Source organism: Pseudomonas fitomaticsae (genome assembly GCF_021018765.1).
Lineage (GTDB): Bacteria > Pseudomonadota > Gammaproteobacteria > Pseudomonadales > Pseudomonadaceae > Aquipseudomonas > Aquipseudomonas fitomaticsae.
Genome location: NZ_CP075567.1, coordinates 3,264,000 through 3,280,709 on the forward strand (window position 1 = coordinate 3,264,000; position 16,710 = coordinate 3,280,709).

At 61.0% G+C, this 16,710-nt stretch carries 15 protein-coding genes; 8 read left to right on the forward strand and 7 right to left on the reverse strand.

What is annotated here, in order from left to right; translation table 11 throughout:
• Nucleotides 1-59: 59 nt before the first annotated feature.
• Nucleotides 60-1,061, reverse strand: a complete 1,002-nt coding sequence (locus KJY40_RS14655; protein ID WP_230730775.1) for a FecR family protein — start codon at nucleotides 1,059-1,061, stop codon at nucleotides 60-62.
• Between the two features lie 155 nt (nucleotides 1,062-1,216).
• Here KJY40_RS14655 and KJY40_RS14660 point away from each other — a divergent pair, with 155 nt between their 5' ends.
• On the forward strand, nucleotides 1,217-1,486 hold the full coding sequence (locus tag KJY40_RS14660; protein ID WP_230730776.1) for a PepSY domain-containing protein: 270 nt from the start codon (nucleotides 1,217-1,219) through the stop codon (nucleotides 1,484-1,486).
• Nucleotides 1,487-1,549: 63 nt separating this feature from the next.
• Here KJY40_RS14660 and KJY40_RS14665 read toward each other — a convergent pair whose 3' ends face one another.
• Nucleotides 1,550-6,316: a dermonecrotic toxin domain-containing protein gene (locus KJY40_RS14665; protein WP_321576971.1), complete on the reverse strand. Its 4,767-nt coding sequence runs from the start codon at nucleotides 6,314-6,316 to the stop codon at nucleotides 1,550-1,552.
• A gap of 228 nt (nucleotides 6,317-6,544) precedes the next feature.
• Between KJY40_RS14665 and KJY40_RS14670 the strand changes: the two genes are divergently transcribed.
• Nucleotides 6,545-7,576: an Ldh family oxidoreductase gene (locus KJY40_RS14670; protein WP_230730777.1), complete on the forward strand. Its 1,032-nt coding sequence runs from the start codon at nucleotides 6,545-6,547 to the stop codon at nucleotides 7,574-7,576.
• Between the two features lie 57 nt (nucleotides 7,577-7,633).
• Here KJY40_RS14670 and KJY40_RS14675 read toward each other — a convergent pair whose 3' ends face one another.
• Nucleotides 7,634-7,951 carry a DUF883 family protein gene (locus KJY40_RS14675; protein ID WP_007957537.1) on the reverse strand — a complete coding sequence of 106 codons (318 nt, stop codon included), beginning with the start codon at nucleotides 7,949-7,951 and terminating at the stop codon, nucleotides 7,634-7,636.
• A gap of 153 nt (nucleotides 7,952-8,104) precedes the next feature.
• Here KJY40_RS14675 and KJY40_RS14680 point away from each other — a divergent pair, with 153 nt between their 5' ends.
• Nucleotides 8,105-8,359 (forward strand): hypothetical protein, encoded by a 255-nt coding sequence (locus KJY40_RS14680; protein WP_007957535.1) that lies wholly within the window; start codon nucleotides 8,105-8,107, stop codon nucleotides 8,357-8,359.
• On the opposite strand, the gene KJY40_RS14685 is transcribed toward KJY40_RS14680, so the two are convergent.
• Nucleotides 8,360-9,274 carry a LysR family transcriptional regulator gene (locus KJY40_RS14685; RefSeq protein ID WP_230730778.1) on the reverse strand — a complete coding sequence of 305 codons (915 nt, stop codon included), beginning with the start codon at nucleotides 9,272-9,274 and terminating at the stop codon, nucleotides 8,360-8,362.
• An 84-nt stretch (nucleotides 9,275-9,358) separates the two neighbouring features.
• On the opposite strand from KJY40_RS14685, the gene KJY40_RS14690 reads away from it, so the two are divergent.
• Nucleotides 9,359-10,282, forward strand: coding sequence for a carbon-nitrogen hydrolase family protein (locus tag KJY40_RS14690; protein WP_230730779.1), 924 nt, complete (start codon nucleotides 9,359-9,361; stop codon nucleotides 10,280-10,282).
• A 32-nt stretch (nucleotides 10,283-10,314) separates the two neighbouring features.
• On the opposite strand, the gene KJY40_RS14695 is transcribed toward KJY40_RS14690, so the two are convergent.
• The 3 genes from KJY40_RS14695 to KJY40_RS14705 form a co-directional block, all read right to left on the reverse strand.
• Nucleotides 10,315-10,788: an LEA type 2 family protein gene (locus KJY40_RS14695; RefSeq protein WP_230730781.1), complete on the reverse strand. Its 474-nt coding sequence runs from the start codon at nucleotides 10,786-10,788 to the stop codon at nucleotides 10,315-10,317.
• A gap of 69 nt (nucleotides 10,789-10,857) precedes the next feature.
• Nucleotides 10,858-12,324 (reverse strand): nucleobase:cation symporter-2 family protein, encoded by a 1,467-nt coding sequence (locus KJY40_RS14700; protein WP_230730782.1) that lies wholly within the window; start codon nucleotides 12,322-12,324, stop codon nucleotides 10,858-10,860.
• Nucleotides 12,325-12,423: 99 nt separating this feature from the next.
• A complete protein-coding gene (locus tag KJY40_RS14705) occupies nucleotides 12,424-13,323 on the reverse strand; it encodes a LysR family transcriptional regulator (RefSeq protein WP_230730783.1) in 900 nt (299 codons plus the stop codon).
• 99 nt (nucleotides 13,324-13,422) lie between these two features.
• Here KJY40_RS14705 and KJY40_RS14710 point away from each other — a divergent pair, with 99 nt between their 5' ends.
• The 4 genes from KJY40_RS14710 (at nucleotide 13,423) to KJY40_RS14725 (ending at nucleotide 16,698) form a co-directional block, all read left to right on the forward strand.
• The gene (locus KJY40_RS14710) at nucleotides 13,423-14,514 is read left to right on the forward strand and encodes a polyamine ABC transporter substrate-binding protein (RefSeq protein WP_230730784.1); all 1,092 of its coding nucleotides are present in this window, start codon (nucleotides 13,423-13,425) and stop codon (nucleotides 14,512-14,514) included.
• Nucleotides 14,515-14,540: 26 nt separating this feature from the next.
• Nucleotides 14,541-15,500, forward strand: a complete 960-nt coding sequence (gene speB / locus KJY40_RS14715) for an agmatinase (RefSeq protein ID WP_230730786.1) — start codon at nucleotides 14,541-14,543, stop codon at nucleotides 15,498-15,500.
• 88 nt (nucleotides 15,501-15,588) lie between these two features.
• Nucleotides 15,589-16,305: a helix-turn-helix transcriptional regulator gene (locus tag KJY40_RS14720; protein WP_115077845.1), complete on the forward strand. Its 717-nt coding sequence runs from the start codon at nucleotides 15,589-15,591 to the stop codon at nucleotides 16,303-16,305.
• Between the two features lie 51 nt (nucleotides 16,306-16,356).
• Complete coding sequence (locus tag KJY40_RS14725; RefSeq protein ID WP_007957516.1) at nucleotides 16,357-16,698, forward strand: nuclear transport factor 2 family protein; 342 nt, start codon at nucleotides 16,357-16,359, stop codon at nucleotides 16,696-16,698.
• Nucleotides 16,699-16,710: the final 12 nt, after the last annotated feature.

A 16,710-nucleotide genomic window follows, 5' to 3' on the forward strand; every position in this document is an offset into this window, starting at 1 on the left:
AACGGTAAAAGTCGCTGACAACCGCAAGGCAGAAGGCCGCTCCCTCACGGGAACGGCCTTCAGTTTTTTTGCGGTTGCTGCGGCATCGGATTGATCACCGGGTTGCCATCCTTGTTGCGGGTCAGGAACACCGGCAAGACTTTGGGCAAGGAACTGGCGAAGCTGTTCAGTTCCTTGATGTTGTAGATGCCGCCCACCCGGATCGATCCGGTCGAGTTGTCGGCAAGCATCAGGGGTTTGTCCAGATAGCGGTTGACCAGTGGCAGCGCCTCGTTCAGCGCCAGATTGTCGAGCACCAGTTTGCCGCTGCGCCAGGCCAGTGACGTGTCGTTGGCGTAGGTCTGGCTGATTTGCGGCATGTAATCGCCATGCCCGTAGCGCGCCTGCATCGAAGGACCCAGGCGCAAACCATCGCCCGGCAATTGGGTATTGCTGGTGACCAGCACGGAGCCCTCGATCAGGTTGACCTTCACCTGATCCTCATACATCCACACGTTGAAGCGGGTGCCGGTGACGCGAATCCTGCCTTCGGCGGCCCTGACGATGAACGGATGGCTCTGGTCATGGCTGACTTCGAAGAACGCCTCACCCTTTTTCAGGGTGACGCGGCGCTCGTCCTTGTAATTGCTGTAGGTCAGTTCGGTGTTGAGGTTCAGTTCGACCTGACTGCCATCGCCCAGAGTGACATGGCGGACATTGTCGGTGGCCGCAAAATGCTGATAGCTGTCGGGCAGCCAGCCCAGATTCCATCCGGCCCAGGCCGCCAGTGGCAACGCCAGTGCACAGACCGAGGCCGCCGCCGCATAGTGGCGCCATGTGCGCACCGGTTTGCTGATCGACACAACCTGCGCAAGCTCCGGGCGTGGCAAGTGCTCGGCGACATCCCAGATTTCAAGCATGGCTTCATACTCGAACGCGTGAAGCGGATGTGCTTCACGCCATTGTTCGAACGCCAGCCGCTCTTCAGCGGTGCAGTCGACGGCATGCAGACGCATGCACCAATGCGCGGCAGCATCGGTGATGGCATCGTATTCGGCTTCCGAGAGGGTGTTCTGGGTCATTGACTCGTCCTGATTTCCCGCATTCTAACCTTGAGGGGAAGGTGCCGAGAACAACCGTCATGGCATTTACCCATCAAACGTGGAACTTTTTTTCGCTCAGGCGCCCAAAAAACCAGGACGTCCTGTGAACACTATCCACAAAATGGAGTGAAAAAATGATCAAACAAACCTTTGCTGCCCTGATCGCAACCGCCAGCCTGATGAGCGCCGGCGCGGCACTGGCCGACCGACCGGGCGCCGGCTGGATCACCATCGAAAAGGCCATCGAAATCGTTAAGACCAAGGCCGGTTATGTTGAGGTCTACGAGATCGAGGCTGACAACAATGGCTACTGGAAAGGGGAAGGGCGCAAGGCGGACGGTGTGGTGTACGAATTCCGTATCGATGGTGCTTCGGGCAATGTTTTGCGGGACCAGAAGGATTGATCGCGCCACTTGCATGAATCTTCAAATGCGCAGGTGATCCGCCTGCGCATTTTTTCGTCCGTCTCAAGGCGTCGGGACGGGATCCAGTTGCCGGCCGATCTCGCAGATCAGGCGGGCGATGGAGTCGGCATTGCGCAGAATGACGTCGATTCGCACGTCCGGCGACTCTGGGTCGAGAAAGGCGTTGCGGGCTTCCTGCATGTTTTTGCTTCTCGTCAGCTTCAGAACTTCCTCACTGATGAACAGCATGTCCGGGATGTCGTTGATGTCTACCCAGGACTTGAGTGTCGTGTTCCATTCCGCAAACAATTGTGCACGGGGCGTGCTCAGCGACAGCGCAGACGACTGATCGAACTCCAGCTCTTGAAACAGCAAGGCGCCAGCAGGGGTTATGGTCGAGATCAGGTCGCTGAACGGCTCCCGCGCTCTTAACGAGGCGATATCCAGTGCTTTGCTGAACTGGTGGGAAAACTCGTGAATCAGCGTCGATGCCTGGGCATGGCCATCGACATCGAACGGCACCAGCAAATGGGCTTTGAACGAATCCAGTTGCTGGTTGAAAAAGTGCTCGGTGAAATGCACCAGTTTTTTTTCGTCGCCGTCCAGCACGAATGCAATCACATCGTGCATGAACCTGTTCGAGCCCACGACGAAACGATCGGTATCCAGCAATTCGTCGGCAGGATCCACCAGTGCCCTGCAGATCGGCAGGATCGTGGAGCTGATCTTGGCAAGTGTTGTGGTAGAGATTTGAGGCACATCAAAAAAACGCTCGAGAAAGCGGCTTGCCCGGGGATTGTCCGTGCCGTGACTGAGCGGTGCCAGATTGTGCAGACAATAGAACGCATAGCGTCTGGCGAGGTCGATCGCATGCACTAGCACCCTGGCCTTTTCCGGGTATTTCAGGCGAATTTCATCCATTCCGCGAGCCTCAATGTTCAACATCGTGCGACGCAAGCGGGAGATGGTGTTGCGCTCGGCCAGTTTCCTGAAGGCCTGACCGTAGTGAACGGTCTGATGGCCCGGTACCTGCACCATGGCCAGACCGCTTTTCTGATACAGGGGGCCATGCCTGCCCGCGCCTGTCAGTTGCCAGGCCGAATCACGTTTTGTGACCTGGTAGACCTTGCCATTGATGGCTGCATAATCGCGATTGCTGGTGGGGTGCCTATAGGTGCCCGTTGTCGAGCCGTATTCAAGATCCTTGAGCGCTACATCGGTGGCCTCCGATGACTGCATCAGGGTGCGCATCAACGAGGTTGGCCCGCTTTCGTCGATGTCGGGCATCGCGACCTCTCCCGCTCCCGGGTCGACAATCTCGGCACCGGCCGATATTTCCGGCAGCAGGGCCATCTGTACCATCTGTACGCCACCGGCGATAAAGGAATGCAAAGCCCGTTTCCAGTGATGGTCCTGCAAGGCTTCGGCCGAGTCCTTGATGTGCTCGTAGGCCCGCCAGAGAAAGGGAACAAAGGCGAGCTTGCCCGGCAGGGTTGACGAGACCTGTCTGATTCCATCGCTGAACAGGGTCTTGGCGGTCTCCCAATCGGACTGTGCTTCGCGCTCGGTCTGTGATTCAAGTTGTTGTTGCAAAAGCTTGAGGTTGTCGTGGTACATCTGCTCCAGCAGGTTGCCTTCGATTGCACGGCTGGCCGTGGTCATTTCGCTGGTCTGACCTGCTGTGGCCGCCAGCAGGTTGCGAAATACGGCCTGCCGCGCGACAGGCAGGCGCCGAAGCAAAAGACTCTGCAGCGGCCCGGGCGTGTTCAGCGCCGCGATCAGTTCCTTTTCGTCCCTGAACTCGTGAAACATCTGTTCGGCATACGGTGCGTACAGCACCAGTGGTCCTTCGTGTTTCTGACCCGGAGCAAAGACGTAGAGTCCCGACGTGGTTTCTGCACTTGCACCGACCGTCTTGACCAGAGCCAGCGGGCTGACGACGACATGGGCGCCGGTCACGGTGGCCCGGGCATAACCATCGGGCATATCCAGGCCTTGGCAGATTTGTTCGTAAGCACCGGCAGACAGCAGTTGCTGCAGTTTCAACGCATGGGCATGCTGCATCAGTTGCCAGGGAAGCTGCCGGAAAAAACGCTGTTTGCGTTCACGTCCCTCAACCGTATCGGCCGAAAGAGCTGTCGCCACCTTGCGACCATAGATCGTCGGGATCTCCAGCGACAGCAGCAATTGGTCGACGGCTTTGCGATCCAGTCCGGGTGGCAGGCTCTCGGAGGTTTTCGATGCCACCCTGTACCCCGTTCCCTGGAGCACATTGACGTGATTCAGGGCGAATTCGACAAGGTTGCGTGAAGGACCGGCCAGTGCCAGGTTGGGGATGATTTCGATCAGCCGGGGATCGAGCTTCTCGTTCGGAAAACGCAGGTCGAGCAATGTTTTCAGTGTTTGTTCAACGTAACTGCCAAGAGGCGTAACGCCTGTCAGGTAATCCTTGTCATCAATGACACTCTGACTCCACCGGTCAAGCAGTTCGATGTGTCGCTTCTGATCGTTGACCGGAGCCGTGCTCAGCCAGGCGGGAAATGTCTGCTGATGCTCGATGGCCAGAGCATGTTCGCTCGCCAGACGCAGGTTGGTCTCAGGCATTGTCTTGCGCAGTACTGAAAGGGCCTTTTCCCGTTTTGCCCCATCTTCCATACGCTGACGCACTTGTTCGCTACGCCCCAGACAGTGCTCGATGGCCGACTGCATGCGCTCGTGCAACACGTTGCGATGGATGATGTGGAACCGCCCCAAGGTATAGCGTTGATGTGGCTGGTACTGATCGGGACGGATATTTTCCAGCAATGACAGGCGCTGAACGTTGTCAGTCAGCCGCCGGTCAAGTGTCTGTCGGGCGATGGTTACGCTATCGAACATCTCCAGCCCCAGGGCCGGCGTCCATAACACAACGCGTCCGGAGTGATGGGGATCGAGGCCTCCGCGTTCGGTCATGAGTACGCAATGGGCCAGGGACCACACGGTCCAGCCATCGGGAGACTCGAGCCTGAGGGCATAGGCGTCCGGCCGGAAGCCTTCGAGCGCCCGACGTTCCGGACGGCTGGGCCGGTCGGCATTGATGACGGTTTCGACGATTGCCTGCGCCCATGCAGGCAGGCTGCCGCTGGATGCCCTGAGTCGGGCTTCGCCATTCACACCGACGAACCAGGCGTGGGCCAGATCCTCTTTCATGTTCTCAAGCCAGGTGCGCTGCGTATCCCGGGTTGCCATGGGCTGCTTGTCGAACCTCTCCAGCAGTGGAGACTCGACGGCATGGAAGGTCTTGATCGCCGCCCGAGCCTTGTCTGCTAGGACGATGGAAGGTTGCTGGCTGCCGGACCAGACCGGCTGGGTGCTCCAGCGTCCCTGCGTGTCAAGTTGCTGCAAGCGCTCGTGAATCATCGAGCGGATATCCAGGCTCTGGTCGAACAGCGCGTGGAGGTTCACCGTTCCGTCGCTGAGGCGAAACACCTGCAGGGCGTACTCGATGTTCTGTCGTTGCTTGGCGATGATCGATTCGCCCAGGAACCGGAACACCTCACCGGCCACCCGGACTCCCGATACCTGAGGCTGATCGAAGCCCAGGAAACGATTGCGTTCATCCAGGCTCAAGAGACCATAGAGTTCGTCTTCGTGGCCCTGGGCAATGAATTTGCTCTGGAGGGTTGTTTCAAGATCCTGATAGTCCTCAAGCTGCTGCAAACCTTGAGAGGGCGTGTACAGAAACGCGTCAGAGCCACTGATCATCAGTGAGCCCGCCAGCTCCACATAGTTGGCCGGGTTTTCCCAGAGCCGTACGGTTTCCGTGACGGGGGCAGGTGGGCCGTCGGCCGCAGGCCGGATCAATTGATGCAAGGTGTTGAACTGGTTTGCATCAAGGATTCCGGCTTCACGCTTGAGCATCCAGTCGACGCGCGCCTGGTCTTCCAGCATCCGGGCGAGGAAGGTGCGGCGCGTCGAGCCGACGACCGACGCGGCATTCCAGTAGTGTTCCAGCTGCCGGAACAGCAGGGCCGGCAGCATGCCCGACGCCTGAGTGACAGCATTTCTCCACTGCTCCTGATCGTGTGTGTTCGCAATCCTGCCGGGATGTGAAAACTCCGGCAGGCGGGCACTCGGCCAGCGCTGGTGGCGGTAGTGCACCAGCACCGCCTCGCTCAGACTCATGGACTCGACCCTGGGAGCGTCCGCAGTGGGTGTCTGGTTGTTTTCCAGACTGTGGGCCAGGTAAATGCTGGCGCGGGTATCGCTTTGCTGCAAGGTTGCGAAGTGCGGTTTGAGCAGTTCATCCAGTGCGCCGTCGAGCAGGCGCGTGAGAGACGGCAGTTTCCTGAGTTCGTCGAGCATCGCCTGGGCATTGAGCAACCGGCTTTGTCTGAGGGCGGCATCACGTTCCTCGAACACATCGCCTTCAATGATCGAGAACGTTACCGAAACACGCTTGGCATTCTGCAGTCGTCTCTGTTGGGACAGTGGCAGAAACGCCAGCAATCTGTCCTGATCATCGGCTGTTCTGAGGCGTTCTTCGAGTTGGGCTTTCAGGTTTGCGCGACTGTGGTATTTGCGGATGCCATCGTATGGGGTGTAGAGAATCTGGCCTTTGTCGTATGGCGTGTCACTCAGTACAAATGCGCCTGGCAGCGGTACGGGGATCTGGCTGTCGGCATTGAGCAGGATGCGTTCGGCCAGCATGGGTGGCTTTTGCTGACGCCGCAAGGCGTCGGACGCCAGCCTGACGTCGGCCAGCCATCTGAAATCCTTCTCGGCCAGGCCATGGATTTTGCCCAGCCCGGTCCACAGGCCAGGGGCGTCGAGCGCTTCGGGAAACAGCAATTCAGGGTTCGGTACAGGCATCGTCAAGTCTCGGAAAACAGGGTTGTGCAGTGAGGTACGAGGCCGGAGATTAGTGTCGGGAGGTGGGTGCAGGTGGTATCGGGGTATCGCGTGGCATGTCTGCCTGTGCGCATTGCAGGGTTGACAGGCCACCGGCTGGCCGTTGTTAATCCCGGTGCGTCAGTCCGTACGCTGTTGTTCCCTCCAATAATCATTCTGGAGCTTCAGATGTCTGCGCCACACGATCATGCGGTCTCGTCCACGCTGTCCCTCGATGAGCTGACTCATCTGCTCGAAACCATCTTCCAGCGCCACGGCACATCGGCCGACGTTGCGCAGACGCTGGCCGCCAATTGCGCCAACGCCGAGCGGGACGGTGCTCACAGTCATGGGGTTTTCCGGATTCCCGGGTATGTCTCGACGCTCAACAGCGGTTGGGTCAACGGCAAGACCGTGCCGAAGGTCGAGGATGTGGCTTCAGGGTTTGTCAGCGTCGATGCCGGCAACGGTTTTGCCCAGCCTGCGCTGGCGGCTGCGCGTGCGTTGCTGGTTGAAAAGGCTCGCAGTGCGGGAATTGCGGTGCTGGCGATCCGCAATTCCCATCACTTTGCCGCGCTGTGGCCGGACGTCGAGCCTTTCGCCGACGAAGGTCTGGTGGCGCTGAGCGTGGTCAACAGCATGACCTGCGTGGTGCCCCACGGTGCCGACCGGCCATTGTTCGGCACCAACCCGATTGCCTTTGCCGCCCCCCGGGCTGACGGAGCGCCAATCGTGTTCGACCTGGCCACCAGCGCCATTGCCCATGGCGACGTGCAGATCGCCGCGCGCAAGGGCGAGAAACTGCCGGCGGGCATGGGTGTCGACAGCCTCGGTCAGCCGACCTGCGACCCCAAGGCGATTCTGGAAGGCGGGGCTTTACTGCCGTTTGGCGGGCACAAAGGCTCGGCGCTGTCGATGATGGTCGAGCTGCTTGCCGCCGCGCTGACAGGCGGAAACTTTTCGTTCGAGTTCGACTGGAAGAACCATCCCGGCGCCAAGACCCCGTGGACCGGTCAGTTGCTGATCGTGATCGACCCGAGCAAGACCGCCGGGCAAAGCTTCGCCGAGCGCAGTCAGGAACTCGTGCGGCAGATGCATGGGGTAGGGCTCAAGCGGTTGCCGGGGGATCGTCGGCATTTGCAGCGGGCCAAGTCATTGGCCAAAGGGATCGAGCTGGATCAACAGACCCTGTCGCAGCTGCGTGAACTGGCCGGCGAATGAGTGTTTGCCGGACATGAAAAAGGCGAGCCCCCGAGGGCTCGCCTTTTTTGTTCTCGCTCAGCGGCGGCCGAGCAGCAAGCCGACCACCAGACCGAAGCCGGCGGAAATCGCCACGGTCTGCCACGGGTGCCCGCCGATATAGCTTTCGGTGGCGTCCACCGCCGGTTTGGTGCGGTCACGCACGCTGGTGACCGAATCCAGCGCCTGCTGCAGTTTCTGGGCAATTTGCCCGCGCAGGGTCTCCGCTTCCTCGCCGACCAGCGAGGCACTGCTCTTGAGCAGTTTTTCCGACTCTTCGATCAGCGCCTGAAGTTCGCTGAAGGCCTGGTCCTTGATTTGGTCTTCGGCGGCTTGAACGGCGGTTTTCCGGGCCATTGGGTGACTCCTTGCAGGTGAATGGACAGTGAACAATGGAGTGTGGCGCGACTTGAAAAGTTGCAGCGATTTTCCATCCGGAGCAAAAACCAGCGTAAGAGGTTTCCGTCCAGCGTGTAAGATGTCGCCATTTCATGCAGCAGGTAATTCCCGATGAGTTTCAATCTGGCCGACAAATCCCTCGCAGAGCGCGCCGCGCTGGAAGATGAAAAATCCCGACTGTTCGAACTCTGGCAGAACAATCTGGGCAAAGCCAAGGGCGAAGCCGCGCGGTTGTTCGGCGAGCGTTCCAAGCGCAAGGGCAAGTGGGCCGAGTTCGTGCGCGCCGAACTGGACGGCATGTCGCCGCCGGAATTCGCTAACATGGTGCGCAGTGAAGTCAATCGCCTGATGGCGGCCAACAAGTAATCATTCGGCCCTGAAACTGGCGCCAATCGCTTCGCGCACCGTCAGCACCACCGGGTCGATCTGGGTGCTGGTGCGCCAGCCCAGTTCGATCGGGTAACGCGGCAGTGCAAGCGGGCAGGGCAGCAGCGTCAGCCCGCTCATTGCGGCAATGGCCTGCGCCGCGTGGGTCGGAATGGTTGCCACCGCATCACTGCCCTTGAGCAGATGCGGCAACGCCGCGAAATGCGTGGTCGAGGCGCAGACCCGGCGGCTGCGGCCCAGCGCCGCCAGCCCTTCATCGGTGATCCCGATAAAACCGCCCGACGACACCAGAAGGTGCTCGCGGGTGACGAATTCCTCCAGATCGATCTGCTGCTGGCCCGGCGCCAGGCTTTCTGGATCCACCAGACACGCGTAACCCCCTTCACCCAACACCTGACGACTGAGTAGCCGCTCGGCAAATCCGCCGGCGGTGATCGCCAGATCGATGCTGCGCTCCATCAGCGCCCGGGCGACGATCTGGCTGTGGGTCTGGCGGAAGATCAGTCGCAGTTTCGGCGCACGGCGGGCGATTTCCTCGATCAGCCGCCGGCCATAAGCGATCTCGAAATCATCCGAGAGGCCCACAGTGACCGAGCGTCCTTCGTAGTGGTTGGCGGTCGGGTCGACCATCGCCAGGCTTTGCCGGCATTTGTTCAGGGCATCGCTGACCACCGGTTTCAACTGGTTGGCCTTGAGCGTCGGCGCCAGCCCCCGACCGGTGCGCACGAACAATTGATCGCCATACACCTCGCGCAACCGCCGCAAGGCCGCGCTGACCGCCGATTGGGTCACACCCAGGCGCAACGCCGCGCGGCTGGCGCTGGACTCTTCATGCAGGGCTTCGAAGACTTTAAGCAGGTTGAGGTCAACGGTTGCGATATTCATCTGGCTCATATCATTCAGCAGTGGATCGGTCTTTATTCATGATCCCGTGGCGCCGGAGAATGAGCAACACCTGAACCTCACGGAGTGACCGCCATGCCCAAATCAATCGTTGCCGCCCTGCAAATCGGCGCCTTGCCCGGTGGCAAGGCTGACACCCTGGAACAGATCCTGAGCTGGGAAACCGCGATCATCGAGTCCGGCGCCGCGCTGGTGGTGATGCCCGAAGCGTTGCTCGGCGGTTACCCGAAAGGCGAGGGCTTCGGCACGCAGCTGGGTTATCGCTTGCCTGAAGGACGCGAGGCCTACGCCCGCTATTTCGCCAACGCCATCGATGTGCCGAGCGCGGAAACCGAAGCGCTGGCCGGGCTGTCGGCGCGTACCGGGGCCAACCTGGTGATCGGCGTGATCGAGCGGGCCGGCAGCACCTTGCATTGCACCGCGCTGTATTTCGACCCGCAGGCAGGCCTGGTGGCCAAGCACCGCAAATTGATGCCCACCGGCACCGAACGGCTGATCTGGGGCAAGGGCGACGGTTCGACGCTGCCGGTGCTCGACACTCAGGTCGGCAAGCTCGGCGCGGTGATCTGCTGGGAAAACATGATGCCGCTACTGCGCACGGCGATGTACGCCAAGGGCATCGAGGTCTGGTGTGCGCCAACCGTGGATGAGCGCGAGATGTGGCAGGTGAGCATGCGCCATATCGCCCATGAAGGGCGCTGCTTTGTGGTCAGCGCCTGTCAGGTGCAGGCCTCGCCGAATGAACTGGGCGTAGAGATCGCCAATTGGCCGGAGGATCGACCGCTGATCGCCGGCGGCAGTGTGATCGTCGGGCCAATGGGCGATGTGTTGGCCGGTCCGTTGCGCGGCGAGGCCGGGCTGCTCACCGCCGAGATCGACACCGCAGAACTGGTGCGCGCCCGCTACGACTACGACGTGGTCGGCCACTATGCGCGGCCGGATGTGTTCGAGTTGAGCGTCGACGAGCGCGCCAAACCCGGTGTGCGCTTCACCGCATAACCCGAGAGACGACATATCCCTGTGGGAGGCGGTTACCAGGTCGCTGCACTGGCCCTCGGCAGACTGAGCTTGCCGGTGTCGACAAACCGCATCGTGCCGAACAACCCGCCCGCCAGTTTGCCGCGCAGCACATAGGGCAGGTTGTCGAGGGATTGGGTCTGCCTCAGGCCCAAAGTCTGGCGCAGCACCGAGAACGCGGAAATGCTCACCGGGACGCTGACGATGGTTTCGGAGAACCGTGGGATCGAGCCGGTCTGATCGCTCACACCCGACGCCAGGGAATGGCCGTTGACCTCCAGATCCAGCGCGATGCCGTTGTAGTCGATGGATGTTTCGTTGGGATTCTGCACCCGCAGCTTGATCGCGAAGCGCACTTCCAGATCCTGGCTCGGCAGCGGTTCGAGGCCGACCACGTTGATGTTCACCGGGTCGCGGTTGGGGAACAGCGCACAGGCGCTGAGGGAGAGCAGAAGCAGGGACAGGATGACGGCTTGGAGACGGCGCATTGATGCTCTCTCATTGAAAAAGGGCTGAACCGTCGCCGGTATCAGCCCTTTTTCATGGAGCGGACAGGATCAACGGTTCAACTGTGCGACAGCGGCCTTTGATGCGGGTTCAGCCTTGGCCGGCAGGTCGGGGTTTTCCATGACCTGAAGGATAGAGGCTTCCGGGTCGAAGTCATCTTCTTCCAGTTCGATGAATTCTTCCGGCAGGAAGATATTCAGCACGATCGCACACAGCGCGCCAACGGTGATCGGCGATTCGAAGATGTTGCGCAGCGCCTGCGGCAGTTCGCGTAGCACCTCCGGCACGGCGGCGATGCCCAGGCCCATGCCGACGGAAATCGCCACGATCAGCATGTTGCGCCGATGCAGGCCGGCCTCGGCAAGGATCTTGATCCCGGCCACCGCCACGGTGCCGAACATCACCAGCTCTGCGCCACCGAGCACCGGTTTCGGCATCAGTTGCAGCACCGCGCCAATCATCGGGAACAGCCCCAGCAGCACCAACAGGCCGGCGATGAAGAACGCCACGTAACGGCTGGCGACACCGGTGAGCTGGATCACCCCGTTGTTCTGGGCGAAGGTCACCATCGGCATGCTGTTGAACACCGCGGCCATGGCCGAGTTGAGGCCGTCGGCCAGCAAACCCGACTTGATCCGGCGGATGTACAGCGGGCCTTTGACCGGCTGACGGGAAATCATCGAGTTGGCCGTCAGGTCACCGGCGGCTTCCAGCGGCGACACCAGGAAAATCACCGCCACCGGCACGAACGCCACCCAATCGAAGTTGAAACCGTACTTGAACGGCACCGGCACGCTGACCACCGGCACTTCGGGCAGGTTGGCGAAATCCACGGTACCCATCAGCCACGCCACCACGTAGCCGAGGGTCAGGCCGATGACGATCGCGCCCAACCGCAGGAACGGCACGTCAACCCGGTTCAACACCACGATGGTGCCCAGCACCAGCGCCGCCAGGAACACATGGCTGGCCGCGCCCAGGTCCGCCGCGCCGAAGCCGCCGGCAATGTCGGTCATCGCCACTTTGATCAGCGACAGGCCCATCAGGGTAATGATGGTGCCGGTCACCACCGGGGTGATCAGCATGCGCAACTTGCCGATGAACTGGCTCAAGACCACTTCGATGAAGGCGGCAAAGAAGCACACGCCGAAGATCGTCGACAGGATCTCATCGGTGCCGCCACCCCGGGCCTTGACCATGAAACCGGCGCTGAGAATCACGCTGATAAAGGAAAAACTGGTGCCTTGCAGGCACAGCAGCCCCGAACCGACCGGGCCGAAGCGCTTGGCCTGAACGAAGGTGCCGAGGCCCGAGACGAACAGCGCCATGCTGATCAGGTACGGGATTTCGCTTTGCAGGCCGAGGGCGCCGCCCATGATCAGGGTCGGGGTGATGATGCCGACGAAGCTGGCCAGCACATGTTGCAGGGCGGCAAACACCGTTGCGGTGAAGTGCGGACGGTCGTTGAGGCCGTAGATCAGATCGTTGTTGCGCGGGGCTTTTTCAGAGACGGTCATGGTGGTTTGCGTGCCGCAATGCGGGGCCGGGTCGGAAAATGGGTGCGCAGGATGCCGTAAGCGAGGGGCGAGGGCAACGCATTAAAACTGCCCAAAAGGTCAGGTTCGACCAAAGGCTGACAGCAGATCTGCTTCAAACGCCTTTTGCGCGTCTCCCGGTACTTGCGCCCGATGCCGCGCCAGATGGAACGCCACGTCAAAGCTCAGTTCCCCTTCGCGCACCGGCCGCAGCAGACCCTTGTCCTGCCATTGGCGCGCGTAATGGTTGGGCAGATAACCGACGTGTTTGCCGGACAGAATGAAGGCGAGGGTGCCTTCGACCTGTTCCGAGCGGGCCGAGCAGACCTTGCCCTGAAACGGCTCGTCACTGCGCAAAAACCGATAAGGGTGATCGACCCGGTCGCAGGCCTGTAACGCCGCATCATCGGGCGCCTCGTCGGTAAACAGCGGATGGCCGGGCGCGCAATACAGATGCTGGGTTTCGCTGAACAATTCGCGGTAGTCGAACGCGCTCTGCACCTGAGAGAAGTAACCGATGGCCAGATCCAGCCGCTGTTGCAGCAGCAGGCGTTCCATTTCGCCGGGCATGGCGCTGATCAGCTCGATACGCACCGATTCGTCCCGCTCGCGAAAGCGCCGGATCGCATCCGCCACCCGTTGTAGCACTGATTGATCGACCGCTTCCGACAGGCCCAGCCGCACTTCACCGATCAAGCGGCCGGCGACGCCGTTGGATTGATGGCGAAAGGTTTCGATCGAATCGAACAGCGCTCGCGCGGCAATCAGCAATTGCTCGCCCTTGGGCGTCAGGCTGAAACCGCCCTTGCCACGGTTGCACACCCGATAGCCGAGACGCGTCTCAAGCTTGGCCATTTGCTGGCTGATGCTTGACTGGCTCAGGCCCAGTTCGCCTTGGGCGGCGCTGAAACCGTTGGATTCGACCACGCCGAGAAACAGCCGCAGCAGCTGAAGATCGACATCGTGGAGTTGACCGAGCATCACATTACTCCGGGATAAAGTCAGGTTAACAAACTTGATATTTCTCGAATGTATCCGGCGGCGCATCCTGCCACCACTTCCTTCGGTCAGGTGTTCGTCATGGCTCCCGTCTTCAAGCTGTGTTTGCCCGCTTTGTTGCTTACCGTCTCCATCGCCGCCCAGGCCGAAGAGAAAACCCTCAATCTCTACAGCTGGGCCGATTACGTGGCGCCGGAAACCCTGCAGCGCTTCGAAAAGGAAACCGGCATCCACGTGCGCTACGACACCTTCGATACGTCCGAGGTGCTGGAAACCAAACTGCTCACCGGCGGCAGCGGTTATGACGTGGTGGTGCCTTCGTCCAGCGTACTGGCCCGTGGGTTAGCCGCTGGCGCGTTGAAGGAAATCCCTCACGAAGGACTCAAGGGTTACGCCAATCTCGATCCGGATCTGCTGGAAAAACTGGCGGCGGTAGATCCCGGCAATCGCTACGGCGTGCCGTACACCTGGGGCACGCTCGGTCTGGGCATGAACGTCGAAGCGGTCAAGCAGCGGCTGCCGGATGTGCCGCTCAACAGCCTCGATCTGCTGTTCAAGCCCGAATACGCCAGCAAGCTCAAGGATTGCGGGATCGCCATTCTCGATTCACCGCAGGAAGTGATCGGCCTGGCGCTGCACTATCTCGGTAAAGATCCCTACAGCACCGACAAGACCGATCTGGCCGCCGCCGAAGCCTTGTTGCAGAAGTTGCAGCCTTCCGTTCTGTACGTCGCCACCGGCCGGCAGATCAACGATCTGGCCAACGGCAGCGTCTGCCTGGCGCTGACCTACAACGGTGACGCGAGCATGGCCGCCGATCAGGCACGCAAGGCCAACAAGCCGTTTGAAGTGGCTTACCGGATCCCGAAAGAAGGCACGCTGGTATGGCAGGACAACCTCGCCATCCCCAAAGACGCGCCGCATCCCGAGGCCGCACGTACCTTCATCGAATTCATGCTGCGCCCCGAATCCGTGGCGGCGCTGACCAATACGCTGTTCTTCGCCACCGCCAACCAGGCCGCCACGCCGCTGGTGGATGAAGCGGTGCGCAACGATCCGGACATTTTCCCGAAACCCGAAGTGCGCGAACGGCTGTACGCCGACCACAGCATGAGCCTCAAGGACATGCGCCAGCGCACGCGCCTGTGGACCACCTTCCGTAGCCGCCAATAGCCCTTCATAACAACAGGAACACACCGATGGACGTGCCCATGCAAAACGATCAGGCCCTGACCCGTGACAGCCTTTACGGCACCGCTGCCGAAAGTACCTACGCCGGGATCACCAGTTTCATGCGCCGGCGCTACAGCCGTGACCTGCGCGGCGTGGACGTGGCGGTCAGCGGTGTGCCGTTCGACACCGCCACCAGTAACCGTCCCGGCGCACGTTTCGGGCCGCGCGGGATTCGTTCGGCGTCCACCGGGATTGCCTGGGAACGGCACTGGCCATGGGCGTTCGACCCGTTCGATCATCTGGCGGTGATCGATTACGGCGATTGCGACTTCGATTACGGCTCGCCGCACACCATCCCGGAAAGCATCGAGGCCCACGCCGAGCACATCCTCAGCTCCGGCAGCGCCATGCTCACCTTTGGCGGCGATCACTTCATCAGCTATCCGCTGCTCAAGGCTCATGCGCGCAAGCACGGCACGTTGTCGCTGATTCACTTCGACGCCCACAGCGACACCTGGCCGGACGAGGGCGGCAAACGGGTCGATCACGGCACCATGTTCTGGCACGCGGCGCGGGAAGGACTGGTGGATCCGGCGCGTTCGGTGCAGATCGGTTTGCGCACCACCAATGACGATCATCAGGGCTTTCAGGTGCTGGACGCACGGCAGGTGCATCGCCGTGGTTGTGAGGCGATCGTCGAGGCCATTCGCGCGCGCGTCGGGGACAATCCGGTGTACCTGACGTTCGACATCGATTGCCTGGATCCGGCCTTTGCGCCTGGCACCGGCACTCCGGTGTGTGGCGGGTTGAGCACAGTGCAGGCGCTGGAGATCCTTGGCGGCCTGCGCGGGATCAATCTGGTGGGCATGGACGTGGTGGAAGTGGCGCCGGCCTATGACCATGCGGACGTGACGTCGCTGGCGGCGGCGACCCTGGCCATGGAGATGCTTTGCCTGTACGCGGCCCGGCACAAAGTCGACGCGTGACCCCCTCCGAGCCTGGTGAAAGCTCCTGACAATTTCTGACACCAGGCTCTGCTAAGCTCCGGCAAATTTTTGCCCGGAGCCGCACACCGTGTCGCGAACCACTCGTCTGTTGACCCTGCTGCAAGTGTTGCGTGGCAAGAAACGCCCGGTCACCGCCGCGACGCTGGCCTCGGAGCTGGAAATTTCCGAACGCACCCTCTATCGCGACATTGCCGAACTGACCGCACTCGGTGCGCCGATCCACGGCGAGGCGGGCATCGGTTATGTGCTGCGCAGCGGTCTGTTTCTGCCGCCGCTGATGCTCAACGCCGACGAGACCGAAGCCATCGTGCTGGGCCTGCGTTATGTAGATCAGCGTGGTGACGAAGTCCTGAGCAAGGCTGCGGCGGATGCACTGGCAAAAATTGCGGCAGTGCTGGACCCGCAGGCCCAGGAAGCGCTGCGCAATCCAACGGTGATGCCCGGGCCGCCGGGGTACGGATTTCCGCAAAACGCGGTGCCTTTGAACGTTTTCCGTCATGCGATCCGCGATCAGGCCAAGCTGCACATCGATTACGCCGATGCGCAGCAGGTGCAGAGCCAGCGCTTGATCTGGCCGCTGGCGCTGGGCTTTCTCAACGAGGTGCGGATCATCGTCGCGTGGTGCGAATTGCGCGGCGCCTATCGCACCTTTCGCACCGACCGGATTGCCGCCGCCAGCCTGCAGGGCGAGCGCTATCCGGGGCGTCGCAGCGACCTGTTGCGCACTTGGCAGCGGCAGATGCAACTGGACGAAAACGGCCGTTTCACTCCTGACAGGAATTGACGCAGGGCTGTTCTAGGATGGCGACAGAACCCGAAAAAAGGAGCTGTAACCATGTTCCATCCCACCTCGATCCTCGCCCCGGCCATCGTTGAGTACATCAACGCCGCCAATGCTCGCGATACGTCCCGGGTCGGCAGTTTTTTTGCCGAGGATGCCCATGTGTTCGATGAAGGCCATCATCAGGTCGGCCCGCAGGCCATCGCCAACTGGATGCAAGACACTGCCCAGCGCTATCAGCCACGGGTTGAAGTGCTGGGCGTCCAGCAGCGCACCGGCAAGGTGCTGGTGCAAGGGCTGATCTCCGGAACGTTTCCCGGCAGCCCGCTGGAGCTGCGTTACACGTTCCGGCTCAACGAACAGGGCAAAATCGCTCGGCTGGATATTTCCCTGTAGCCATCGTGGCAT